At 68.1% G+C, this 23,038-nt stretch carries 24 protein-coding genes and 1 pseudogene; 10 read left to right on the forward strand and 15 right to left on the reverse strand.

The annotated features are described in order from the left end of the window. The gene (locus ACIA77_RS50105; protein ID WP_395893310.1) at nt 1-1,161 is read left to right on the forward strand and encodes an aminotransferase class V-fold PLP-dependent enzyme; all 1,161 of its coding nucleotides are present in this window, start codon (nt 1-3) and stop codon (nt 1,159-1,161) included. A 37-nt stretch (nt 1,162-1,198) separates the two neighbouring features. Here ACIA77_RS50105 and ACIA77_RS50110 read toward each other — a convergent pair whose 3' ends face one another. Then, the gene (locus tag ACIA77_RS50110; protein WP_395893311.1) at nt 1,199-1,348 is read right to left on the reverse strand and encodes a hypothetical protein; all 150 of its coding nucleotides are present in this window, start codon (nt 1,346-1,348) and stop codon (nt 1,199-1,201) included. A 388-nt stretch (nt 1,349-1,736) separates the two neighbouring features. Here ACIA77_RS50110 and ACIA77_RS50115 point away from each other — a divergent pair, with 388 nt between their 5' ends. Next, the gene (locus ACIA77_RS50115) at nt 1,737-3,113 is read left to right on the forward strand and encodes an amino acid permease (protein ID WP_395893332.1); all 1,377 of its coding nucleotides are present in this window, start codon (nt 1,737-1,739) and stop codon (nt 3,111-3,113) included. 1,399 nt (nt 3,114-4,512) lie between these two features. On the opposite strand, the gene ACIA77_RS50120 is transcribed toward ACIA77_RS50115, so the two are convergent. Next, entirely contained in the window at nt 4,513-5,151 is a 639-nt protein-coding gene (locus ACIA77_RS50120) for a CE1759 family FMN reductase (protein ID WP_395893312.1), read from the reverse strand. A gap of 194 nt (nt 5,152-5,345) precedes the next feature. Then, nucleotides 5,346-5,468, reverse strand: a complete 123-nt coding sequence (locus ACIA77_RS50125) for a hypothetical protein (RefSeq protein ID WP_395893313.1) — start codon at nt 5,466-5,468, stop codon at nt 5,346-5,348. A gap of 434 nt (nt 5,469-5,902) precedes the next feature. On the opposite strand from ACIA77_RS50125, the gene ACIA77_RS50130 reads away from it, so the two are divergent. Beyond that, on the forward strand, nt 5,903-6,574 hold the full coding sequence (locus ACIA77_RS50130; protein WP_395893314.1) for an integrase core domain-containing protein: 672 nt from the start codon (nt 5,903-5,905) through the stop codon (nt 6,572-6,574). Here the strand turns inward: ACIA77_RS50130 and ACIA77_RS50135 are convergent. Together ACIA77_RS50135 and ACIA77_RS50140 are read right to left on the reverse strand one after the other, a co-directional pair. Next, nucleotides 6,501-7,124 carry an NADPH-dependent F420 reductase gene (locus ACIA77_RS50135; RefSeq protein ID WP_395893315.1) on the reverse strand — a complete coding sequence of 208 codons (624 nt, stop codon included), beginning with the start codon at nt 7,122-7,124 and terminating at the stop codon, nt 6,501-6,503. The genes ACIA77_RS50130 and ACIA77_RS50135 overlap by 74 nt on opposite strands. Before the next feature lie 134 nt (nt 7,125-7,258). Then, the gene (locus ACIA77_RS50140; RefSeq protein WP_395893316.1) at nt 7,259-7,993 is read right to left on the reverse strand and encodes an SDR family NAD(P)-dependent oxidoreductase; all 735 of its coding nucleotides are present in this window, start codon (nt 7,991-7,993) and stop codon (nt 7,259-7,261) included. Between the two features lie 140 nt (nt 7,994-8,133). Between ACIA77_RS50140 and ACIA77_RS50145 the strand changes: the two genes are divergently transcribed. Continuing rightward, nucleotides 8,134-8,775: a TetR/AcrR family transcriptional regulator gene (locus ACIA77_RS50145; protein WP_395893317.1), complete on the forward strand. Its 642-nt coding sequence runs from the start codon at nt 8,134-8,136 to the stop codon at nt 8,773-8,775. A 228-nt stretch (nt 8,776-9,003) separates the two neighbouring features. On the opposite strand, the gene ACIA77_RS50150 is transcribed toward ACIA77_RS50145, so the two are convergent. The 3 genes from ACIA77_RS50150 to ACIA77_RS50160 are packed head-to-tail and all read right to left on the reverse strand — an operon-like array spanning nt 9,004 to nt 11,268. Beyond that, nucleotides 9,004-9,672, reverse strand: coding sequence for an NADPH-dependent F420 reductase (locus ACIA77_RS50150; RefSeq protein WP_395893319.1), 669 nt, complete (start codon nt 9,670-9,672; stop codon nt 9,004-9,006). A gap of 14 nt (nt 9,673-9,686) precedes the next feature. Next, nucleotides 9,687-10,622, reverse strand: a complete 936-nt coding sequence (locus ACIA77_RS50155) for an SDR family oxidoreductase (protein WP_395893320.1) — start codon at nt 10,620-10,622, stop codon at nt 9,687-9,689. A gap of 25 nt (nt 10,623-10,647) precedes the next feature. Then, nucleotides 10,648-11,268, reverse strand: coding sequence for an NADPH-dependent F420 reductase (locus ACIA77_RS50160; RefSeq protein ID WP_395893321.1), 621 nt, complete (start codon nt 11,266-11,268; stop codon nt 10,648-10,650). 134 nt (nt 11,269-11,402) lie between these two features. Between ACIA77_RS50160 and ACIA77_RS50165 the strand changes: the two genes are divergently transcribed. Next, nucleotides 11,403-12,314 carry a LysR family transcriptional regulator gene (locus ACIA77_RS50165; RefSeq protein WP_395893333.1) on the forward strand — a complete coding sequence of 304 codons (912 nt, stop codon included), beginning with the start codon at nt 11,403-11,405 and terminating at the stop codon, nt 12,312-12,314. 16 nt (nt 12,315-12,330) lie between these two features. Here the strand turns inward: ACIA77_RS50165 and ACIA77_RS50170 are convergent, their stop codons facing one another. Next, nucleotides 12,331-12,954, reverse strand: coding sequence for a hypothetical protein (locus tag ACIA77_RS50170; protein ID WP_395893322.1), 624 nt, complete (start codon nt 12,952-12,954; stop codon nt 12,331-12,333). Nucleotides 12,955-13,291: 337 nt separating this feature from the next. Here ACIA77_RS50170 and ACIA77_RS50175 point away from each other — a divergent pair, with 337 nt between their 5' ends. Then, a complete protein-coding gene (locus ACIA77_RS50175) occupies nt 13,292-14,089 on the forward strand; it encodes an SAM-dependent methyltransferase (RefSeq protein ID WP_395893334.1) in 798 nt (265 codons plus the stop codon). Nucleotides 14,090-14,174: 85 nt separating this feature from the next. On the opposite strand, the gene ACIA77_RS50180 is transcribed toward ACIA77_RS50175, so the two are convergent. The 3 genes from ACIA77_RS50180 to ACIA77_RS50190 form a co-directional block, all read right to left on the reverse strand. Continuing rightward, nucleotides 14,175-14,585 carry a 3'-5' exonuclease gene (locus ACIA77_RS50180; protein WP_395893323.1) on the reverse strand — a complete coding sequence of 137 codons (411 nt, stop codon included), beginning with the start codon at nt 14,583-14,585 and terminating at the stop codon, nt 14,175-14,177. Between the two features lie 247 nt (nt 14,586-14,832). After that, the gene (locus ACIA77_RS50185) at nt 14,833-15,198 is read right to left on the reverse strand and encodes a DUF4326 domain-containing protein (protein ID WP_395893324.1); all 366 of its coding nucleotides are present in this window, start codon (nt 15,196-15,198) and stop codon (nt 14,833-14,835) included. 211 nt (nt 15,199-15,409) lie between these two features. Further along, a complete protein-coding gene (locus ACIA77_RS50190; RefSeq protein WP_395893325.1) occupies nt 15,410-16,021 on the reverse strand; it encodes a TetR/AcrR family transcriptional regulator in 612 nt (203 codons plus the stop codon). Nucleotides 16,022-16,095: 74 nt separating this feature from the next. On the opposite strand from ACIA77_RS50190, the gene ACIA77_RS50195 reads away from it, so the two are divergent. Further along, the gene (locus ACIA77_RS50195) at nt 16,096-16,533 is read left to right on the forward strand and encodes a nuclear transport factor 2 family protein (RefSeq protein WP_395893326.1); all 438 of its coding nucleotides are present in this window, start codon (nt 16,096-16,098) and stop codon (nt 16,531-16,533) included. Next, complete coding sequence (locus ACIA77_RS50200) at nt 16,530-17,369, forward strand: NAD(P)H-binding protein (protein ID WP_395893327.1); 840 nt, start codon at nt 16,530-16,532, stop codon at nt 17,367-17,369. Before ACIA77_RS50195 ends, ACIA77_RS50200 begins: the two co-directional genes overlap by 4 nt. Nucleotides 17,370-18,359: 990 nt before the next feature. Here ACIA77_RS50200 and ACIA77_RS50205 read toward each other — a convergent pair. Continuing rightward, a pseudogene (locus tag ACIA77_RS50205) lies at nt 18,360-18,689 on the reverse strand (dihydrofolate reductase family protein); the annotation flags it as partial. Nucleotides 18,690-19,612: 923 nt separating this feature from the next. Here ACIA77_RS50205 and ACIA77_RS50210 point away from each other — a divergent pair. Together ACIA77_RS50210 and ACIA77_RS50215 are read left to right on the forward strand one after the other, a co-directional pair. After that, entirely contained in the window at nt 19,613-20,782 is a 1,170-nt protein-coding gene (locus ACIA77_RS50210) for a molybdopterin-dependent oxidoreductase (protein ID WP_395893328.1), read from the forward strand. A gap of 2 nt (nt 20,783-20,784) precedes the next feature. Continuing rightward, the gene (locus ACIA77_RS50215; protein WP_395893329.1) at nt 20,785-21,600 is read left to right on the forward strand and encodes a hypothetical protein; all 816 of its coding nucleotides are present in this window, start codon (nt 20,785-20,787) and stop codon (nt 21,598-21,600) included. 418 nt (nt 21,601-22,018) lie between these two features. Here the strand turns inward: ACIA77_RS50215 and ACIA77_RS50220 are convergent, their stop codons facing one another. Both ACIA77_RS50220 and ACIA77_RS50225 read right to left on the reverse strand, forming a co-directional pair. After that, nucleotides 22,019-22,852: an LLM class F420-dependent oxidoreductase gene (locus ACIA77_RS50220; protein ID WP_395893330.1), complete on the reverse strand. Its 834-nt coding sequence runs from the start codon at nt 22,850-22,852 to the stop codon at nt 22,019-22,021. A gap of 2 nt (nt 22,853-22,854) precedes the next feature. After that, on the reverse strand, nt 22,855-23,038 hold a 184-nt coding region (locus ACIA77_RS50225; protein WP_395893331.1), incomplete at its 5' end, for an SDR family oxidoreductase.

The raw sequence follows: 23,038 nt of genomic DNA on the forward strand, positions 1-23,038 counted from the left end.
ATGAACGACACCTCCACAGGGCTGGGCGAAAGCATTCGTCACCGGTTCCCGATCTTCGAAAACCGCGTCTACCTCAACAGCTGCTCCCAGGGCGCGCTGGCCGACAGCGTCCGCGCCGCCTACACCAGCTACCTGGACAGCCTGGAAGCGGAAGGCTCGCTGTGGAGCCACTGGGTCGAGCAGTCCGAACGCGCGCGAGGCGCGTTCGCGCGGCTGCTGCACACCGACCCGGACTCGGTCGCCGTGACCACTTCGGCCTCGGCCGGCGTCGCCTCGCTGGCTTCGGCCCTGGACTTCGGTGAGCGCGACACCATCGTCACCACCGATCTGGAGTTCCCGACCATCGGCCAGATCTGGCACGCCCAGGCCCGGCGGGGCGCGCGCGTCGTGCACGTTCCGGCCGAGCCCGACAACACGCTTTCGCTCGACCGGCTGGCCGCCGCGATCGACGAGCGCACGGCGATCGTGTCGGTGACGCACGTCTGCTTCCGCAACGGCAGCCGCCTCGACCTGGCCTCGATCGCCGAGCTGGCGCACTCACGTGGCGCGCTCGTGCTGGTCGACGCCTACCAGTCGGCCGGCGCGGTGCCGATCGACGTCGGCGCGCTGGGCGTCGACTTCGTGACCGGAGGCGCGCTCAAGTACCTGCTGGCCTCGCCCGGCATCGGCTACTTCTACGCCAACCCGGCCACCACCGGCCACCTCGTGCCCACCGTGACCGGCTGGTTCGCCGACATCGACGTCAACGCCATGCAGATCAGCGAGTACCGGCCCGCGCCCAACGCGCGGCGGTTCGAGTCGGGTACCCCGCCGATCCCGTCGGTCTACGCAGCGATCGCCGGGGTGGAGCTGATGCTGGAGATCGGCGTCGAACGCACCGCGGACCACGTCGGACGGCTCAACGACCGGCTGATCGACGAGGTCGCCGGCATGGGCGGCATCATCGCAACGCCGAAGGACCGTGCGCACCGCGGCCCACTGATCGCCATCGCGTCCACCGACGCCGAGCAGCTCGTCGACCGGCTCGGTACCGAGGGAATCGTGACCTCCTCGCGTGGCGGCAACCTCCGCGTGTCCCCGCACTGCTACAACACCGACGGGGACATCGACCGGTTGCTCGCCGCGCTGCACACGCACAAGGATCTGGTGCGTACAGCCTGATCAGTGCTCGTGGAACGCTCCCGCGCGCTGGCAGGCGTCACCGCCCGCGGCGTGCCGCGATTCCCGGCCGGCCACTCGCCGACGGGCGCGAGCTCGTCGTCGTGCTGTCGGCGAAATAGTGCACCTCGGACGCGTCGGCGTTGTCGTTGTACACCACCACGACCGTCGTCGAACCCAGCTGTACCACCGTGTCGAGCCTCGGCCACGCCCATCAGGAAGGCGTCCGCGGCGCAGTGTCCACAATGGACTTATCCTCAGGCTGGAACGGGTCGCGGTGGGGAAGGGCTCCGACGACCACGGGACGGGCGTGCTCGACGTGGGTGGCCGTGAGACCGGCGATCTCCGGCCCCATCGCCGCGAGCAGGGCTGTGCGCACTGGCGTGGCCAGCCTCCGGTGTTTAGTGGAGATGAAGGATTTTCAGCACCACTATTGACACCGGCACCCTGACCGCGAATGCTGCCAAGCACCGTTCGACGCAGTCACAGACGATAGCGGCCGGCAGACGGAGGAACGAGTGTCCACGGTGGAGGAGCCCGATTCCGGCGGACTGCGCAGGTCGTTGACGGGCCGGCAGATGTCGATGATCGGCCTCGGCGGCGCGATCGGCACCGGCCTGTTCCTCGGTTCGGGCCTGGCCATCTCCGAGGCCGGCCCGGGCACGATCATCGCCTACGCGATCTGCGCACTGGTCGCGCTCGTCATCGCCTGGGCGCTGGCCGAGATGGTCGTCGTGCACCCGACTGCCGGCGCGTTCGGCGCCATCGCACACACCTACCTCGGCCCCTGGGTGGGCTTCGTGCAACGCTGGACGTACTGGACGATCCAGGTGATCGCGGTCGGTGGCGAGGTCATCGCCGCCGGAATCTACATCCAATTCTGGTGGCCCTCGCTGCCGTTGTGGTTGCCCGTCGTGGTGTTCTCGGTCGTCGTGCTGGCCGCCAACGCCGCCGCGGTCAGCTTCTTCGGCACCGCCGAATACTGGCTGTCCGCGGTCAAGGTGGCCGCGATCATGGTGTTCATCCTGCTCGGCCTGGTGCTCGTGTTCGTCGGCCTGCCCAAGGCCCCACCGACGGGGCTGGCCAACCTCGGCGCACAGGGCGGATTTCTCCCGCACGGCATCGGCGGCCTGTTCCTGGCCATGGTGTTCGTGCTGTTCAGCTACATCGGCACCGAGGTCGTATCGATCACCGCCGCCGAGTCGGCCGATCCCGTGCGCGACGTGCCGCGCGCGGTGCGCAGGATGGTGCTGCGCCTGGTGCTGTTCTACGTGCTGGCCATCGCCATCGTGCTGACCGTGGTGCCGTGGACGGCGATCTCGCAGAACGGCACGGTCACCGCGAGTCCGTTCGTGCGCGTCTTCGCGGGCGCCGGCATCCCCGCTGCCGCCGCGATCACCAACTTCGTCGTGCTCACCGCTGCGCTCTCCAGTGCCAACACCAATCTCTACCTGACCACCCGCATGCTCCACTCACTCGCACAGGACGGCTACGCTCCGGCCAGGGTCGGGAGGCTCAGCCGATCCGGCGTGCCGAGGGACGCGCTGGTCCTGTCCGCGCTCGGCCTCGCCTTGGCCGCGATAGTGTCGGCTGCGGCCGCCGACAGCGCCTACGTGGCCCTGTTCGGCGTGTCGATCTTCGGTGCACTGGTGGTCTGGATCCTGATCCTGGTGACGCACTGGAAGTTCCGCCGCGACCGCCGTGCCCAGGGCCTGCCCGACTCGTCGGTGCGGCTGTGGGGAGCGCGTGTCACAGTCCCGCTGGCCATCCTCTTCCTCGTCGCGGTGACCGTGTCCACGCCGTTCATCGACGGGCTGCAAGCGGCCTGGGAGGCCGGTGTACCGTTCTTCGTCCTGCTCTCCGTTGCCTACCTGGTCGTGCGCCGCCGGCGTGCCGCTGCCTCCGTCGGCGCGAATGACAGCGGTCGCCAGCGGCGCGGCCAGGGCGGGTCCTGAGCCGATCGTCCTCGCTTCGGTTTCGAGGGCCTGGTGTGCGGGCACTGGCGGAAACCATCGATTCTGGCACCTGCCCCGCCCGCGCGCCCGACTCCTCGACCAGGGGGCCGACGATCTGCCGGCCTGCCACAGAATTGGGCCAGCAGTACGACGATGTTGAGGAGCAACTGGAACAGAGACCCCCGCGCCTGCGGCCAAGCGGCGAATGCGCACGACACACCGATGTCGGCCGCCACTCACGGGCGCGGGCTGACCATCGGCTCGGTCGCCGGTCAGCCTCATCCACCCTCGAGCTGTCTTGACCTCAGCCTGATCACCGCCCGGTTCGGCGGGTGGAGGCGGACTGTGCGCCCTCGGGACCGCACAAGCACACCAGCCGAACCGCCCGGGATCGACGCCGTGGAGGCGGATGTACGCCCTGCCGAACTCGTCAAGTCAGCCGCAGCATCCAACGAGAGGTGCCTCGTGAACCACGTCTCGATGACCCGTGCTGACGTCGCCGAGCTGTGGGATCAGTTGTGTCGCATCAACGGACCGCGGTCCAACCCGTTTCCCGATCGGCTCAGCGATGAGCAGTGCAGTGATGCGTGGTGCACCATGGCGCAGCGGTGCGCGTGATCGCGGTTGGCGCGAAGTGACGGCGACGCGGTTGTGAAGTTACACGGAGGTACCCGCGATCGGGAGGCGAGATCAGGAACTTGCCGCCGCACGAGGGGTGAATCGAGAGCTGATCGCCCAGTTCAACACAGGACTTTACTCGACACAATCACTGTTATCGGCCATGAACATGGACGCAGGCACTGAACAGCCCGGTAATCGGTGGAGCTCATACTCGGCCATGCAGGGCGAGAGCGCAGCCAAGGGCTCGTCCTCGCACCGGGCGGGTCGTGGACAACTGAACTTGACGACGCCGGTACCAGTCGACGCGCACGTGGCGCCCGCGCAGATCGACGGTCCGACGGTCACCCGAACGCAGCCAGATGATCGTTTGATCGAGGAGCCCACGGAGTCGAACCGGGCTTGTGATCGGCGGTCGGCATCCGCTGTATCTGATCACCCTGAGGTCGCGCCCTGCGGGCACCGTGCTGCTGCCCGGCAGCGGGTCCAGGCCGCCGTCATGATCAGCAGACGAGCAGCATCGCCGACGCGGACGAGGCCTTGGCCGCGCACCTCCGCGATGCCGAACCGACGGCGACCTGCGCGATGTGATCGGCAGGCGAAGACGGCAACAAGTCCGCTTACGTGATGCGCTGCCGCGCCAGTCACCCGGTCTACACCAAATCCCCGGAGCCGGGACGTCGTCGAGGCGGCCGCGCTCCGGGGATCTTGGTCGCTGGATATGATCATGGTGCGGGCAGGTGATCACCGCGGGCTCGGACGGAGTTGATCACTCCGTTGGTCAACGAGACCCCGCCGCTGCCGGCAGAACGCGACCGCCGCGTCGAGCGTGGACACCAGGGGGACGGGTCCGTCGATGACGTCGGGCCTCGCACGTGCTCGGGCGGCGATCGATGAGGGCCGCGAACTCACCCACCGCGCGCTCGACGAGGTCAGCCGGGGCGCTGCTCTCACCCGCGCAACCCCGATCCTCGGACGCCACGTACACCGCCGTCGGCACCACCTCCGCGCCCAGGTCGCTGAACATGGGGCGGATCCCGCGTTCGAGCGCCCGTGCGTGACGGGGCGCCCCATCGATGGCGCCGATCAGCACCGGCTTGCCGGCCACGGCATCGGTGTCCACCGCGTCGAAGAACCACTTGAACAGGCCACCGGGGGAACTCTGCAAGAGCGGAGTCACGGCGATCACGCCGTCGGCGGCGGCCAACTGGTCGAGCACCGTCCGCAACTCGCCGCCGGGGACGCCGGTGGCCAGCGTGTTCGCCACGTCCGTGGCGTAATCACCGACGGCGAACTCCTCGATGCGTGGCGGCTCGGCCAGCGCGCGCACCGCCGCCGCGGCCAGCTGATCGGCCAGCAGCCGGGTCGAGGACGGCCAGCTCAGCCCAGCCGACAAGACGACCAGATTCCGTTCACTCATGTCGCTACCTCTCCACCTTCGTCGTCTCGGCCACAGCCACGACGTCATCGGCGTTTGAGCAGTAGCTTCCCTCTACACTGTAACGAGTCAAGTTAGACCAAGTCTTCCCCGGACGTCAGTGACCCTGCCCACCGGGGTACTGATGGAGGTGCATCGCTCGCCCCGAAGTCGGGCGGGCCCGGAACTGGGATCCTTCAGCGGAGGGCTTGAGCGTGATCGGTTGACAGTGGGAACTCCAGGTAGGTGAAGTTCTCCGGGCCGCCGCCGATGGTCGTGGCTGGCCAGGAGGTCTCGACCGTCAGCACGTCGTCGTCCACGGATTCAGCGTGCGGCCGCTGGAACCGTCCGCCACGGTGTTCGTGTGTACGTGCGGCTACGTACCGACTTGACCCAGCGTGCACGGACAACATGACCAGGCAGGAGTCAGCCAAGGCTCCGGGAGCCGTGCCGCTCCCGGGGTCTTCAACTGTTCGACGTGCCGGGGTTTACGCCGGGCAGACGAATCGCAGCGCCGCGTCGTAAACGCGCCACGCCCGCTCGGAACGCCGCGGTCGTCACGTGTCCCCACGGGTAGACAGCTTCCACAGTCGCTGTGACTGCGCGCGGATCCTGTCTCGTTCGGCGCGCCCCGCGGGGGTGAGCGTCCACCCGTGCGTGAACCCGCCGCGCCGTAGCCGCGTGAGCTCGTGCAGCGGGCAGCTCGTACGGGTTTCGGGCCGATTGCAAGTCTTGGGCCGCCCTGCGCCGCAAGGTGTTCCACGGACCGCCCACCGAACGCATCCGGGTCTGGCAGACCGACTTCAGCGAGTTCGAGACCACCGGCGGCGGCATCTGGCGCATCTGCGCCGTCATCGACTACGCCACCCAGTACTGCCTCGCCATCACCATCACACCGACCGGCACCGACGCCCTCGCGTGCTTTGACGCCGCCGTCGTCGAGGCCGTAAGCGTGCTCGGCCTCGACGACCTACGAGCGGAGCGTGGTGAGCTCGAACTGGTCGACGAGACCACCGGCGAAATCATCGACGTCGTCCCGGTGCCGACGCCGTCGTCTCTGACGACGGCTCCTGCTTCCGTGGCGAGACCTACCAGACCGCGTTCGCCGGCGAGGACCCACTGCCGCGCCACGTCCACCCGCGTCCGATCACCGCAGACCAACGGCGTCATCGAACGCTTCTTCGGCACCCTGAAATACGAGCATCTGTGCCGAGCGCCGATCCACGACGGCGGGGCCCTGGCGATGGAGACCAGCCGATTCCGCGACATCTACCACCGCATCCGACCCCACCGGTCGCTCGGCGATCGCACTTCTCATGAGGCCTACAGTGCCGGCGACTGGGCGGTCGCGCTCAGCCGGAGAACTCGTTGGCGCCGAGGGCGAAGTCCCAGTGGCCGACCCCGTTGCCGGCGAGGCCCACCGTGATTACGCCTGCGCCTTCCAGCCAGTGCGCCATTTTCAGGCCGCCGACGTCCAGTGGGCGCAGCCCGAGGCTCTTGATGAATGCCGTCACGTCCGCCTTGGCCTGTGCGTTGTCGCCGGAGATGAAGACGTTGGGCCGGCCCTTCTCCAGGACGTTGCGGAAGATGGTGTTGAAGGCCTTCACCACGCTGGCGCCGGCCGGGGCCACCTTGGCGACTTCCTGCGCGATTGAGGTCTCCTCGCTGTGGGCCAGCCCGTCGAACGTGGCGTTGAAGGGGTTGCTGATCTCGACGATGACCTTGCCTGCGAGGGCGTCGCCGAACTGGGTGATGGCCGGAACGACAGCGTCGTACAGCAGGGCCGCGATGACGATGTCCCCGGCCGGGACGGCACCCCACTTTCCCGTCGTGGTGCCGCCGCCGAGAGCCTGGGCCAGGTCGGCGGCCTTGGACTCATCGCGGCCGATGATCTCGACGGTGTTGCCGCCCGCTACCGCCCGGGTGCCGATGGTGCGGGCCATGTTCCCGGTGCCGATGAAGCTGATGCTGCTCATGAGGTGTGCTCTCTTCCTTCTTTTCGCGGCCACGCAACACTTCATCGTTGTTGCGGTGCCCGCGTCCGAGAACGGTTTCGCCCGTGGTGGCTGTGTTCTTGCGGGCGTGCCCGCACATACCGGGGTTTTTCCGCTCAGATCGCCGTGGCGCCGCCGTCGGTGACCAGTTCCAGGCCGTTGACGTAGCTGGAGTCGTCGGAGGCGAGGAACAGCGCGACGGTGGCGATCTCCTCGGGGCGGCCCATCTTTCCGCGCGGGATCAGGGATTCGAACGCGGCCTTGGTGGCCTCGTCGAACAGTTCTTCCTGCTTGGCCGTGGCGACCTGGCCGGGGGTCAGGACGTTCACCCGGATCTTGCGGTCCTTCAGCTCGTTGAGCCACACGCGGGCCCATGCCTGCTGCACGGCCTTGCTACCGGCGTACAGGCTCCATCCGGGGAAGGCCCCGAGTGAGGCGTTGGAGCCGGTCATGAAGATCGAGGCTCCGTCGTTGAGCAGCGGCAGTGCCTTCTGCACGGTGAACAGGGTGCCGCGCGCGTTGAGCCAGAAGGCGCGGTGGAACTGTTCCTCGGTGATCTCGCCGAGGACGGCGGGTTCGCCCATCCCGGCGCTGGCCCACAGCACGTCGATCGAGCCCTTGTCCCGCTTGACGGTGTCGTACAGGCGGTCCAGGTCGGCCAGTTCGGCCGCGTCACCCGGCACGGCGGTCACGTTCCGGCCGATCAGCTTGACGGCATCGTCCAGCGCGTCCTGCCGCCGGGCCTGGATGAAGACGTGAGCTCCCTCGTCCACGAACAGTTTGGCGCCGGCCAGCGCCATGCCGGTTGATCCACCTGTGATCACCGCTACCTTGCCGTCGAGCTTTCCCACGATCATTCCTTCGCATCGCCGAGTGTTCGGAACCAGCCGGTGCGTTATGTACACCGCCCTGTGTGCTTAACGTATCGGGTGACCGGCCGGAGGGCAAGTTATGTACACCGGTCGGTACCCAACTCGGCTATGCTGGCGGCATGACGGAGTTGGAGAAGGGGCCCCAAGGCCGCCGCCGGGGCAGGGGCGCGCGCGAGCGGATCCTCGGCGCGTCACAGCAACTGTTCCGCGAACAGGGCATCAACCGCACCGGTATGGACCAGCTCTGCGCGGTGGCCCAGGTGTCGAAGCGCACGGCCTACCAGCACTTCGCCGGCAAGGACGAAGTGGTCGCCGAATACCTGCGCCGCTTCGATCCCGACGTCTTACCCGGGGTCTTCGACCGCACCGACCTCACACCCCGCGAACGACTCCTCGCCGTCTTCGATGTGCCGGCATCCACCCCGCTGTGCCCCTACATCGGGGCAGCCGTCGAACTCCACGACCCGCATCACCCGGCATCCGAATGCGCACGCGACTACAAGAAGGCCATCGCCGCGCGGCTCGCCGAAACCGCCCGCGAAGCAGGCGCCACCAACCCCGAACAACTCGGCGAACAGCTCGCCCTGCTCATCGATGGCGCCTCCGCCCGCACCCGGGTCCTCGACAGCGAATGCTTCCCCACCGCCGCCGGCATCGCCGCCGTCCTCATCGACAACGCCATCCCTGCGTCATCTCCTCGGCAGCCCACCGATGACCGCGAAACCACCGCGTCTGCTCCCGTTCGGGCGGGAGACCAATGACGGCCCGATCACGCCTCGTCGCCCGGAAGACGGCACCGAGTTCGGCGAGGCCGGATTGTTCCTGGGCTGCCATGCGGCTCGCGCGTTCCACGATCAGCTGCTCAACGTCAGCGACGGCTGCTGCGCTTGCGCGCGTCGGGCACTGAGACGGTCTGGTCGCAGGGGCTGGGCCAAGGCTTGCTGTCCTTTGTGGACCAGACGCTGTCCGCGGCGGCCCCCACCTTGCGGTTACCGCGTCGCGGTGGCCAGGGCCGCGCGGATGGCGTCTTCGCTGACCGGCTGGCCCTTCTCGTTCGAGTACGGCCCGTAGGGGATCCCCCAGACCGGAGTGCCGGTCGCCTGCCGCCAGCTGTCGGCCAGCGGTCCCGCGTCCACGACGTGGTATCCGAGGGAATCGATGAACCCGCTCACCGCCGCCTTCGCCCGCTCGGAATCACCGGCGATCGGCAGGTACGAGCGGTCGGCCGCCCCTGCCGGGCGAGCGAGTGAAAGCAGGTGCTGGTAGTAGATGTTGTTGAACGCCTTCACGAGCATGGCGTCCGGGAGGTATCGCAGCAGCAGTTCGCTTGAGGTGAGCGCGTTGCTATCGAGCTCCGGGATGTGCCCGTCACGCTCGGGGCCGTAGTTGCAGGTGTCGATGATCGTCTTTCCGGCCAATGCCGCGGCGGGCAGGTTGGGGAACGCCTTGACCGGCACGGTGACCACGATGATGTCACCGGCCGCCGCGGCCTGCTCGCTCGTCGCTGCGGCCGCTCGCGGCCCCAGTTGCGCGACCGTGTCCGTGAGCGTTTCGGGGCCGCGTGAGTTGCTGAGCACCACCTGGTGGCCGGCCTCGACGGCGAGCTGCGCGACGGTGGTGCCGATGTGTCCGCTTCCGATGAGTCCCACAGTTGTCACGGGGTTTCCTGTCCTCAGTTGGCGGGGAAGTAGTGGCCGTTGTCCAGACCCTCTAGTAGGCCGGGCTGGGCGGGTTCCCAGCCGAGGGTCTGGCGGGTGATGAGGTTGGACGCCGGGTAGCTCTGCGTGACGATGTTGGCGAGGAACCCGAAGTAGCCCGGCACCATCAGGACGTCGGCGGGGATGCTCACGACGGGCAGGCCGAGTCGGCTGCCGATGGCCTCGGCAATGTCGCGCAGCGGGATCGCGCCGTCCGCGACCGCGTGCCAGTAGCTGCCGGCCGGGCCTCTTTCCCACGCCAGGCGGAACACGGAGGCGGCATCGCGGGCGTGCACGGCGTTCCACTGGTTGGCGCCGTCTCCGGGGTAGCCGACGACCCCTTTTTCCCTCGCGAGCGCGATCAGCTGCTGGAGGAAGCCGGCTTGATCGCTCGTGCTGTGCGCGATGTTGGCGATGCGCACGATCGACGACCGCACTCCGTGCTCGGCCAGGGCGATGACGGTGGTCTCCACCACGTTGCGAGCCCGCAGAGTGCCCGCGTGCTCCTCGCCGCCGGGCAGGGCCGGGTCCTGCTCGGTGGCCGGCCGGCCCAGGTTCCCGGGCGAGCCGATGCTGCCTGCCGCGACCAACGGCTTGCCGGTTCCCGCGAGCGCTTCGCCGTAGGCGAGCATGATCGGGACCTCCGCGGCGGCCACGGCGTCGATTCCGCCGGTGGGGAGCAGGTCCTGTCGGTGCGCGACGTGGATGACGCCGTCGGAGTCCGTGGCTGCCTCCTTCAGCCCGTCGAGATCCTCGAGGTCGCCGCGACGCACCGTCGCGCCGAGCGCGGACAACGCGGCCGCAGCCGTGTCCGAGCGGGCCAGGCCGGTGACATCGTGCCCGGCGGCGATGAGCTCGGGGATGACGTAGGAACCGGTGTGGCCGGTCCCGCCGGTAACGAAAACTCGCACAATGTGTCCTTACGAGAGTGGGTGTTCAGTCCGCGATCGTGACGCCGAGGCTGATGTTGAATCCGGCGCCATGGTTGGCCAGGCCTATCAGCAGCGGACCGACCGCCTCCAGCCAACGCGCCGCGGCGAGATCGCCGGCATCCAGCGGGCGCAGACCGAGGCTCTCGATGAAGGTCGACACGCGTTTCTTGGCGTCCGCGTCGTCGCCTGCGATGAACACGTCCAGCCGGCCGCCCTGGGCCAGAACGTGGCCGAAGACGGTGTTGAACGCTTTCACGACGTGCGCGCCGGCCGGAACGGCCTTGGCGATCTCCTCCGCGCCGGAGGTGCCCGCGGGGGTGAGTACCCCGGTGGCATCGGCGTTGAAGGTGTTGGAGATGTCGATCACGATCTTGTCGGCCAGTGCGTCACCGAACTGGGCGAGGACCCGCGCGGCGCTGGCGTAGGGCACCGCGCAGACCACGATGTCACCGGCTGGAGTGGCGCCGAATGCTCCGGCTGTCGCGCTGCCGCCGAGCTCGGCGGCCAGGGCGCCGGCCTTGGCCGCGTCGCGGCCGATGACCTCGACGGTGTTGCCGCTCTGGACCGCGCGGGTGGCGATGGCGCGGGCCATGCCCCCGAGCCCGATGATGCTGATGCTGCTCATGATGTGCTGCTTTCTGGAGTGGAAATCAGGTGGCCGCTCTCGACATCCATGGTCGCCACCGGTCGGAGTTGATGTCCAAGACCTCTTTGCGCCGCGGCGATACCCTGGTGGCATTGCCGGCCCTGGGAGCCCCGATGGATCTGGACCTGCGCAAGGTGCGCTATTTCGCCGCGGTCGCCGACACGCTGCACTTCGGCCGAGCCGCCGAAGCGCTGCACATCGCGCAGCCGGTGCTGAGCCGGCAGATCCGCGCGCTCGAAAAGGATCTCGGTGCCGCGCTGTTCACCAGGGACAGCCACGGGGTGGCGCTGACCGAGGCCGGCAGGCAACTGCTGACCGACGCCACCCTGTTGCTGGCCTCCGCCGACGCAACCCGCCGCCGAGTGACCGCCGCCGCGCGGGGAAACCAGCGGATGATGGTTGGCTTCCGGGCCGGAATCGCGGTCGCCCCGGCGATCCAACAGTTCGCCATCCGGCACCCGGAGGTAATGGTCGACGTGCAACGCATCGAAGCCGACGAGCAAGCCGGGATGCTGCTCGACGGCCGCATCGACATCGGCTACGTGCGGCTGCCCATCGACGAGGCCGGCCTGCGCGTCGTTCCACTCTACACCGAGCCGCGGGTCGTGGTCCTGCCCGCCGGCCACCGGCTGGCCGGCAAGGAAGAAGTCACCGAGGCCGACCTGGCCGGCGAGCCGTTGCTGTGGTCCGCCGACGCGAGCACGCAGCCCACCAAGCGCCCGCACCTCAACGCCGGGTACCTGGTTCGCGGCGTGGACGAAACGCTCGAGCACGTCGCCGCCGGCCGGGGCATCTCGTTCCTGGCGCGATCGGCGACCGTCTTCTACACGCATCCGGACGTCACCTACGTGCCCGTCCCGGATCTGGCGCCAGACCAGGTATGCCTCGCCGTGGCGGCATCACATCTCTCACCTGTGGTCGACGACTTCTTCACCGCGGCCCAGGCGGCGGCCGAGATCACGGCGGAATGCGGCAACTACGAAATGTGGCAGCTCGGCGGCGGTGCCATCTCAAACCATCGCTAATCAGTTCGACCGACGCTCACTGGTCCGGCGTCTGGTCGATCCGACGGTGCGTCACGGATAGTAACAGTTGTCGTTTTGCAGAGCAGTTGAAATACGCGCCCTCCAACGTTCCCAGAGGATACGCCGGATAACCTGCCGGCGTGAAGCTCCCGTTCACAGCCCCGTAGTATTCATTCGAGTGGTTGAGTCGATTGCTGTAGAGGATGCCGCTGTCCCACCGGGCGCTGACCGCAGGGGACCCGGCGCCGTATACGCCGCAACTGTTGTCGGGTGACAGGTTGACCTCTTCCCAGCAGTTCACCTGTGCATCGGAGAACTGCAGCGAAGGGCCGGTGTCGTGGATCGATGTGACCCGCCACTGCGCTTGACGCCCGTTGAGGTTGGTGCGCAACACCACGTCGAAGCTGCCGATCGCTCCGCTGGAGTTGCCGTACGCGGCGTTGCCCTTCGTCTCTCCGATGTTGTCGCTGATTGTGCGGTCGCAGACGCTCCCGTTCTCGCACCAGGTGTCATAGTCGTCGAGCCCGCGTACTCGACCGTCTGCTCGTGGAGGCACCGTCGGCGGAATTGGCACGATTCCTTGTGCCGGTGTGTTGCCGGCGGCGTCGATGGTGATAGTGAGTCCGGCGGCTGTGCACAACCACGCCTTCGCCCCAGTCTGTCCGGGCGTGGCGTGTATCCGCGCCCGCTGAAGCAGCCGAAGTCGGACGCGCCCACGATCAGCAAGCTGGCGATGGTCGAGAGTGTCACTACGTGAAAGATTCTTATCAGGCCCCCTGAATCATCGATTCCCCAGAACTCATCTACCTGATCATGGTGAACACTGTGGCCCGGTCATCGGCGGCGGTCGTGCCTGGCCGCGGCTGAGCCAGGTTCGGTGATCCGCCGGGGGTCGCTACGCTCGGTATGACTCTCGACACGACCAACTGGAGGCAGCGATGTCATCGGACGCCACGCGGCAGGACCCGAACGCACCGGTGGGGGTTGACCCGAATCGGGCGAGCGTCGCGAGGGTGTACGACGCGTTGCTGGGTGGTAAGGACAACTACGAGGTCGACCGGCAGGTCGTGCGGGAGCTGACCGCGGCGATGCCTGACGTGGTCGATCTCGCGGTCGAGAACCGTGCGTTCCTCATTCGCGTGTGCCGGTTCATCGCGAGCCAGACCGGTGTCCTGCAGTACCTCGACTGTGGTTCGGGGTTGCCGACCGCGGAGAACACGCACCAGGTGGTGCAGCGGATCGCGCCGGAGTCGAAGGTCGTGTACGTGGACAACGACGAGCTGGTGGTCGCGCACGGCCGGGCACTGCTGGAAGAGAACCAGTTCACCCGCTTCATCAGGGGCGACATCTTCGACCCGCGCAGCATCCTCGACGACGAAGTGGTGCGGGGTCACCTCGACTGGAGCGAGCCGATCGCCCTGTTCCAGATGGCGACGCTGCACCACCACAAGGGTGAGCGGCACCGCCCGGCCGAGGTGATGCACGAGTACATCGAGGCGCTGCCGTCCGGTTCCTACGTGGCGCTCACCCACATCCTCGACCCCGAGGGCGAGGACACCGAGGCGATGCGCAACCTCGAGGAGGCGGTGCGCACCGGCTCCCTCGGCGGAGCCACCGCCCGCACGCGCGCCGAGATCACGGAGCTGTTCGACAACCTCGAGCTCGTGCCGCCGGGCCTGGTCGAGCTGGTGAACTGGTGGCCGGACGGGCCACGGCTCAAGCCGCTCAACGTCGCCCAACGGCTCTTCGCCGGCGGCGTCGCCCGCAAGCTCTGAACCTGGTGGGAACCCCGCGCGCTGTGGGCCACCCTGCGCCCGGGTCGATCCGGCCAGGCGCGCGGCCGCCGGCGGACTGGTCTGGTCATGCCGCGAGCAGCCCCGGGTCGGTGGAGTTGCCGTCGGGGTGCTGGTTGATCCAGGACAGCCCGCCGAGGTCGAGGCGGTGGCGGGCGCGGGTGACCGCGACGTAGGCGAGGCGGGCTTCGGCCGGTTCGATCTCGGCCGGGATCGGGTCGCCGTCGAGGGTGGTGTTCTCGGGGTCGACCGGTTCGGGGAAGTCGTCGGCGATGCGCACGGCCGACCACTCGCGGCCTTTCGCGGCGTGGGCGGTGGAGACGGTGACCTCGGCGTGAGCCTCGGTGGTGAGCCGCGACAGAGTCTCCAGGTCGACGTCGACGCCGTGCTCGTCGATGACCTCGACAAAGGGCAACAGGTCGCGCCCGTCGGGATCCCCCTCGGCGTGCTCCTGTACCTCGCCCCAGGTGGCAAACAACAGCAGCTCCCGGTGGGTAGCGCGGCGGCCCGCCTGCAGGTCGCGCGCCGCCTCGGCCAGCCGCCGCGGCGAGCAGGGTGAGGATTTCGGCGATGGCGCCGCCGTTCGTGCGGCACAGGATCGCGTCCGGGTCCTCGACGGTGTCCAGCGAGCTGTGCACGGCGGGGGAGCCGGTGAGGCGGATCGGGGCGTCGGCGATCGCGAGCCTCCGGTTGGCTTCGGTCGCGACCGCGTCGCCCGCGCGACCTCACCGCCGATCGACGGTGCGGCGGCCGCATCCCAGCACGTCTGGCTGGTTGGGAACTGCTCCGGTGATCCACCGCCTGTACTGCTCGCGGCAGACCATCGGCGCCTCGTCTGCGCTGTCGACGTCACCGGCGGCCAGCGCGGCGGCGACAGTGAAAGGGTTGCCCAGTGAGTGGTTTCGGTCGATGATCGCGGCACCCGGAGGTTTCCGCCAACCACGCGTGCGCTGACGGCACACCCTCGTGGGCCTGGACGTACTCGTCGAAACAGAGCTGATCACGATTACCTCTCCGGTGCCGTCGCTCGTCGGGCGCGCCCTCGTCGTACGGGCGCGAGCCGGGAAAACAGGCCGGCGCGTCGCGATCACCGCTGTCCTGTCTTGCTGAAGCTGGCACCGGGCCTGCCAAGACCTGCCTATCGCACGGACGGAGGGCGACGGACATGTGCCAGGCAGGGTTGCGGGCGCGCGAGGGCTTCGAGGTCGGCTTCGTCGACCCGAGCACCGGCGAAAGCCGCGTACCGCTGAGCGAGGTCCTTGTAAGAAGTCCGTGCGCCGAGGCGCCTGCCCGACCCTTTGATCAGTCCGCGGCGGTCAACCCTTCTGTAGCCGGCGGGGGCCCCAGGACTCTGGTCGTGAAGCTCGCTAGTTGCGTCCGCATTCGTTCACGCGGGACGCACTCTTGACCGGCCAGGTGTTCGACGAGGTCGGCTCGGGTGGCCGCGAGTAGCGCATGGGCAGTGAAGTCGCTGTTGGCCAGGCCGGGAATCTGCTCCAGCATGACTCGGAGCAGGCTGTGCCATCGCTCGTAATGCCCTGCCTGGTAAGGGCTGGCGCTCCCGGTTTCCTCCAGGGCCAGCGCGAGAGGGCGGTTATCGAGTTTGAAGCTCAGGATGGCGTCGAGCAGGGCGGGTATGCGCTGAAGTGGTGGGGTGGCGGGCCCCAGAGGCGGCGGACCCGCTTCGACGGCGTCCATGATCGGTTCGAGCCGGACCTCGTACAGCGCGCGGATCAGCCCGGTGCGGTCGCTGAAGGCACGGAAAAGCGTTCCTTTGCCGACGCCGGCCGCAGCCGCGACGTCGGCCATGGTGACGTCCTCCGGGCTCTCGCAGCGAGCGAAGAGGACGTCGGCGGCCGCGAGGACGGCCATCCGGTTACGGACAGCGTCCTTGCGGGGCTTGCGCTCGGGCACGCGGTTCCTCCATTGCGATGCGGACCCCGGGTCCGTATCATCGAATTCCGGACCCATGGTCCGGATATTTCGAGATGGAGGATACCCTGTCCGCACACACCTCTCCGGCGGATCTGTACCGCCACAGCCTGCGACTGCTGCTGGACAAGAACATTCCCGGCTGGGTCGACCTGTGGGCCGAGGACGGCGTCGCGGAGTTCCCCTTCGCCCCTCCGGGCTGGCCCGAGCGGCTGGAGGGCAAAGAGGCTATCGCCGCCTATATGCGGCACTACCCAGATCACATCGATCTGCACGACTTCCCTGACCTGTGCATTCATCAGACCACCGATCCGGGGACCATCGTGGTCGAGATGCGTGGCGTCGGCCGTCTGGTGGAGACCGACGCTCCCTTCGACATGACCTACATCGCCGTCGTCACGGTTCAGGACGGGCGTATCGCCTCCTACCGTGACTACTGGAACCCTCTCGCCGTCATCGAACCCGGCGCCGACTTCGCCGGGAGCAGCCGGTGACCGCGACTGGCACCACTTTGGTCATCGGCGCCACGGGCACCACCGGCAGCCGCACCGCCGCGCGGCTGATGGCCGGCGGTCACCGTGTCAAGGCGGCCAGCCGTCGGGCCACCTCGATCCCCGGCGCTGAGCCGGTCCTGTTCGACTGGTACGACCCCGCCACCCACGCTGCCGCCCTCGACGGAGTCGATCGTGTCTACCTCATACCGCCTGTCGGCGAGTCCGACCCGGCGGTGGTCATGCTGCCTTTCCTCCATCGGGCCCGCACTGCCGGCGTGCAGCGCGCAGTGCTGCTGAGCTCCTCGGCCATACCCGAGGGTGGCCCGGCGGTGGGCACGGTGCACCAGGCCCTGCCCGATCTGTTCCAACAGTGGGCGGTGCTGCGGCCCTCATGGTTCATGCAGAACTTCACCGACACGCACGCGCACGCCCTCAGCATCCGTGAGGACGGCATCATCTGGACCGCGACCGACAGCGGCCGGGTCGGCTTCGTCGACGCCGAGGACATCGCCGCCGTCGCCGTCCACGCCCTGACCGACGAACACGCCCCCAATACCGACCTCGTCCTCACCGGACCTGAAGCCCTCAGCTACGACGATGTCGCCACGATCCTCACCGAGGTCACCGGCCGACCAGTCGTTCATCGCAAGCTGTCCTACGAGCAGTTGCGCGACCGCCTCACAGCGCTGGTCCCGGTGGAGTTCGCCGCCATCCTGGCCGGTCTGGACCGTGCCATTGCCGAAGGGGCGGAGGACCGCCTCACCGACACAGTCCAGCGCCTCATCGGCCGGCCCGCGCGGACCTTGCGGGCCCTCTGCGAAAGGGAGATGCGATGAAGCGACTGATGTTCCAGGACGATCAGAGCTACGACGTCGGCCAGTACCAGTAGGTCCGCTCGAAGCAATGCCCGTCACCGGAATTCCGGTGACGGGGCCCCTTTCAGATTCCAGGGTCGGACCACTGGCCTCCGCGCAGCCGCGACGCGGCTGCCGCTGACCCTTCCCGTGACCACGGAGTACGCACTCGCCGACCTAAGGATCTCTAAAACGATCGTTTTCGGAACCCATGTGCACGGCGCGGGGTCGCCAGGTCGCCTGGGTTCCAATTTCGTGTATCGAAATCGACGTTCTCCTTAGGGCCTCGGGGATTGGAGACTCATCGCATGCGGTTCGGGTGGGCCCGGGTGTCCACCCGAGACCAGAGCACCGACCACCAGATCAACGCGCTCGCGCCGGCGGGGGTGGCCGAGGCGAACATGTTCATCGAAAAGGTCTTCGGCCCGCGGCCGTGTCGGTGGCCCCCGGCGCTGACGCGGCGTCTTGAGCCTTGATCTCGCAGACGACGTTGCCAGTTCGGTCGGGGGAGTTCAGCGCGTCCCAGAGGTCCTCGGCTTCGGTCTTGGCGACTGTGACGTCGGCGTCGTCAGCTTTGATTTTCCTGCGCGGACTATCCACTGAAGAGCGGTCACGCCAATACGCCGGACACCCTCAACACTGGTACGACTGGCCAGCGGCCGGTGAGTAACCCCGCCCATACGTGCTGGGGCGCATGACTGATTAGATCGTGATGTTCTCGGTTTCGGCCGCACCGATACCGCGGTACGCCGTCACCTCGATCTCGACCAAGTACTGGGGTGCGCCCAGCGGGCTGCCGCTGCGTGCTCGACGGCCGGGACGATGACCATTCGTCGCACCACGTCGCCGAGCGATGCGCCGACAGCCGAGAGTGCTCGAGTGACATTGTCGAGCCCTCGACAGTCGCGGGAAGCTCCTGCGTGTCGTATTTGACGCCCGCGCACTGGGAAACGTAGGCCCAGTCACCGACAACTACACCCGCGCAAAAACTCTCTCCCCAGTACTCCAGCCGGACTTCGTGATGGCCGGTGTGGTGCGCACGCAGTCGGCTACATGCCTGGCCGGCCGCCTGCAGAGTCCCTCACGGCGGCACTGTCTCGTTCGAGCACACCGAGGTGTATGTCGGCTTGCCTGCCGGTCGGACGGTGTGAGCACGACGCCGCCACTGGTTGTCTTGGTGTCTACGAGCTTGAGGGCCGTTGGCACAGTCCCCTGGCTGAAGAAGCGCTGGCCCGCTCCCAGGATGACCGGGTGGAAATACAGTCGGTCCTCATCGATCAAGTCGTACGGCATCAGCGAGCGGACGAGCGTCGCGTGCCATGGATCTGGCGTTCACGGCCAGGCCGGCGCTCGAGCCTGGTCGCGAACGGATCCTTCTCATCGGCGATATGCGGCCGATGACCCGCGGACAGTTCGTAGGTCCGCCGCCCCAACAGGAAGGCGTCCACTGACGCGACCAACTGCGGATCTCGGCCAGCTCGGCGCGCGGTGCGGCCCCTTCTGCTGGCGTCCCAGCCTCGAGGAGGAGGTTGACGAGCCCCGTGGGCGAGGTAGCGAGCCGAGTTTCATGCATCTTCCGGTCCTGGGTGAGTCCCCGCCGCTCTCCACCAACGCACGGACGAGAACCCGAAGCGCAGAGGCGCGAAGACCGGAGGCGTCGGTGGTTGCCAAGCTTCGGTCAGCAACCGAGCCGTCTACACGGGGTAAGACGGGGGTGGGTCTGTGCCACCAATGTGGCATGAGCTCATTGAGCACGCCGGCGAAGGGCGTGGGGCGCTTGCGGGGTGGCGGGGAAGAGCCGCGGACACGGTGGATCAGCGGTACAAGCTCGCCCAGAGCCTGGGGCACCAGATGAACAAGGTGTTCCGACCCACTGTTCGCACCTGATCGGTGAGGTTTCGCTGTCGAGTGCACCGGACAGCGCCAAGGCCCGCCGAGGGTGATCGATGTCGGAAACCGGTGATCAGCTCAATCCAACGAGGGAGGTGCAGGCGGCGGCGGTGTGACGCCTCTGCCTGTCGTTCATGGCAAATGGCTCGCCTCATCCTCCGGGCTCTCGCGAAGTCGACCGGTTCGCGACCGAGCCGTCTGGAGAGGATGTCGAGTATGGCTTCCCCGCGGCCTTCTGGCGGGCCGTCGGAAAGCGCCGGCCGCCTGGTCTCGGCCGGACTCGCGCGTGGCGCAGTCCGCTGCGTGGGCCGTGGCTGACATCGGTCTTCGGTGCGGTGCTGCTGGCGATGCTGCCGGTGGTGATCCTCACGGGGCTGCTGGACTACATCGCCTACGGCCCCCAGTTCAGGCAGGCGTTCCCCGTCGATGTCGGCTGGCTGCACCTGCCGTTCTTCGACTGGCCGACCCGGCCGTCGTGGTTGTTCCGGCTGACCGAGGGCCTGCATGTCGGCCTCGGTCTCGTGATGATCCCGGTGGTGCTGGCGAAGCTTTGGTCGGTGGTGCCGAAGCTGTTCGCGTGGCCGCCGTCGCGGTCGATCGCCCAGCTGCTGGAGCGGTTGTCGCTGGTGCTGCTGGTCGGTGGCATCCTGTTCGAGATCGCCACGGGTGTGCTGAACATCCAGTACGACTACATCTTCGGGTTCAGCTTCTACCGCGCGCACTACGTCGGGGCGTGGGTGTTCATCGGGGCATTCGTCTCCCACGTCGTGATCAAGTTGCCGAAGATGGGCAGGGCGCTGCGTTCGAGGTCGTTGCGGACGGAACTGCGCACGTCTCGCGGCGAGACCCGGCCTGAATCCGTCGACAGCGATCTGGTCGCCATCGCGCCCAAAGCGGCGACGATCAGCCGCAGGGGCGCGCTGGGGCTCGTCGGTGGTGGGGCGCTGCTGGTCGGTGTACTCACCGCCGGGCAGACCATCGGCGGGTTCACCCGAAGCTGGGCGTTGCTGTTGCCGCGCGGGCGGTCCTACGGTGACGGGCCCAACGACTTCCAGGTCAACAAGACCGCCGCCGCCGCGCAGATCACAGCCAGGGACACCGGCCCGTCGTGGCGGTTGTCGCTGCTGGGCGGTCCACGTCCCGTTCAGTTCGACCGCGCGCAGCTCCTCGCGATGCCCCAGCACGCCGCCACGCTGCCGATCGCCTGTGTGGAAGGGTGGTCCGCGACGCAGGACTGGTCGGGGATTCGCCTTCGCGACCTTGCTGCGGCGGCGGGCGTGCCGGATCCGGAGCGGGCGATGGTCGTGTCCTTCGACACCGGCTCGTTCGGCCGTGCCACGCTGCAGGGCAACCAGGTGCTGGACCCCGACGCCTTGCTGGCCTTGCGGGTCAACGGCACCGACTTGTCACTGGACCACGGCTTCCCGGCCCGGGTCATCGTGCCGGCCCTGCCGGGGGTGCACTGCACCAAGTGGGTCCGCTCCATCGAGTTCAGGAGCCGCTGACGATGCGTACCGTCCTGTCCCGCATCCGCGGGTTCTACGGCGAGAACCCCTTGCACCTGCTGGTACTTGTCGTCTGCTTCGCGCTGGCCGGCTTCGCCGCAACGCACGAAGTGACCGACCGCCTCTGGCCGTTGGCGCTGACCTGGTTCCTCGCGGCCGTCCTGGCCCACGACCTCGTCTTGTTCCCGGTGTACGCGCTGCTGGACATTTCGTCCACGTCCGTGCTGAGCGCCGTGCGCAGACATCGGCGCAGTTCAGCGCCGCCACGGGTGCCCGCGCTGAACTACATCCGCATTCCGGTCCTCGGCACCGCGCTCACGTTCTTGTTGTTCCTGCCGGGCATCATCGAGCAGGGCGCGATCGCGTATCAGGCGGCCACCGGTCAAACGCAAGAGCCCTACCTCGCTCGTTGGCTGCTGGTGGTCGCGGTCATGTTCGCAGCCAGTGCGGTGGCATACGGGATCCGGTGGTACGTCAGCGGTATTGCCGTTCGCGCGGCATTGGCGCCTGTCCGAGCCATGTTCGAAGAGGGAGAACGCCTCCTTCTCGTCGCGGCGGGACCCACCGCACCGGTCACTGCCGTCGCAACATCGGCGGCCCTGTACCACCGGGCCGGCGACCGACCGGGAGAGTGGCTGCGCACCCGGTGGTGCGACCTGGCCGACGTCGAATGGCGAGCCGATGGCGGCCTGCTCGACCTCGTGCCCAGGGCCCGGGTAGAGGGCCCGCCCCGCCAGGTTTCCCTCACGTCTCCCGAAGCGTTGATCGACCTGGCGAAGAAATACGTCGCTGAGGGAGCGCGCAGTCCTCACCAGTAGATCTCGCCGGTGCGAACGGCGCGTTCTCCAGGTAGATGACCGCCTCGACTATGTCGGTGATCTCGCCCGTGCGGCCGACGGGCTGCAGGCCGGCGAGGAACTCGTGGATCTGCGGGTCGTGCACCGGGGTGCGCACAGGGGAGCGACTTCGCCGCGCAGGGCAATCGTGTCGCGCCGCGCGAGAAGGGCGACCCGATCGCCCAGTGGCAACGTCGAGGTGACCGAGGCCGCGGCCGCGAGCGCCAAGAACGGGTCGAACACCCGTAGTACATCCGCGGTAGCTCACCACCAGCCGGGCACGGAGACTGCCGGTCGGCAGGATGTGCGAGCGCTCCCCGACGAACAACGCGTCGGGCCGGATGCCCTCGTCCGCGGCGAACTGAAGGTCCCGAACCACATGCGCTCATCGAGCCGCGGTTCACCGGTGATCTGCCGCCAGCCGAGCAAGGTCGTCGAGTGCGGTGAGCGTCTCGGCCTCGGGCAGCGTGGGCAGCAGGAACGTGTAGCGCTCCACGCCGGCTTCGGCGAAGCGCTTGATCGCGTCGGCGTCGGCGGATCCGTCGCCGAACACGCTGAACGGCACCGCGGTGCGACCGTGCTCGGCGAGCCAGTCGCGGACGCGGCGGATCTCGTCGGCGGAGGTCTGCTGGGTTGGCAGCCAGGCGTCACCGTGGCGGGCGAGCCGGCGCAGCGCGGCCGGACTCCCGCCGCCGACGTAGATCGGTGGGTGCGGGGTCTGCACAGGCTTGGGCCACGCGAAGATCGGGTCGAAGTCCACGTGCTTGCCGTGGTACTCGGCCTGCTCCTGCGTCCAGATCGCCTTGAGCGCCTCGATCTGCTCATCGATCCGCTCACCGCGGGTGCGCGGGTCGATGCCGTGGTTCTCCGTCTCCTCGCGGTTCCAGCCCACACCGACGCCGAACGCCACCCGTCCGCGCGACACCACGTCGAGTGAGGCGACCTCCTTGGCCGTGTAGATCACGTCACGCTGGACGAGCAGCGCGATGCCCGTGCCCAGCACCAGGTTCGACGTGTTCACCGCGGCCGCCGTGAGCGCGACGAACGGGTCCAGCGTGCGGTAGTACCAGCGCGGAAGGCTGTCGTAACGGGGGTGGGGGCTCTTCCTGCTCACCGGGATGTGCGAGTGCTCGGCCAGGAACAGCGAGTCGAACCCGCGCTCCTCAAGCGCCTCTCCCAGTACGTCGGGGCGGATACCTTCATCGGTCACGAACGTGGAGACCCCAAAGTCCATGGTCAGTGGCCGGCGCTCATGCCGCCGTCGACGTGGAGGATTTCGCCGGTGACGAACGGCGCGTTCTCCAGGTAGGTGACGGCGTCGACGGTGTCGGTGATCTCGCCCATGCGGCCGATGGGTTGCAGGCCGGCGAGGAATTGGTGGGTCTGTGGGTCGTGCATGGGGGTGCGGGTGGTGCCTGGG

Origin of the sequence: Amycolatopsis sp. NPDC051903, assembly GCF_044452505.1 — a bacterium.
GTDB lineage: Bacteria > Actinomycetota > Actinomycetes > Mycobacteriales > Pseudonocardiaceae > Amycolatopsis.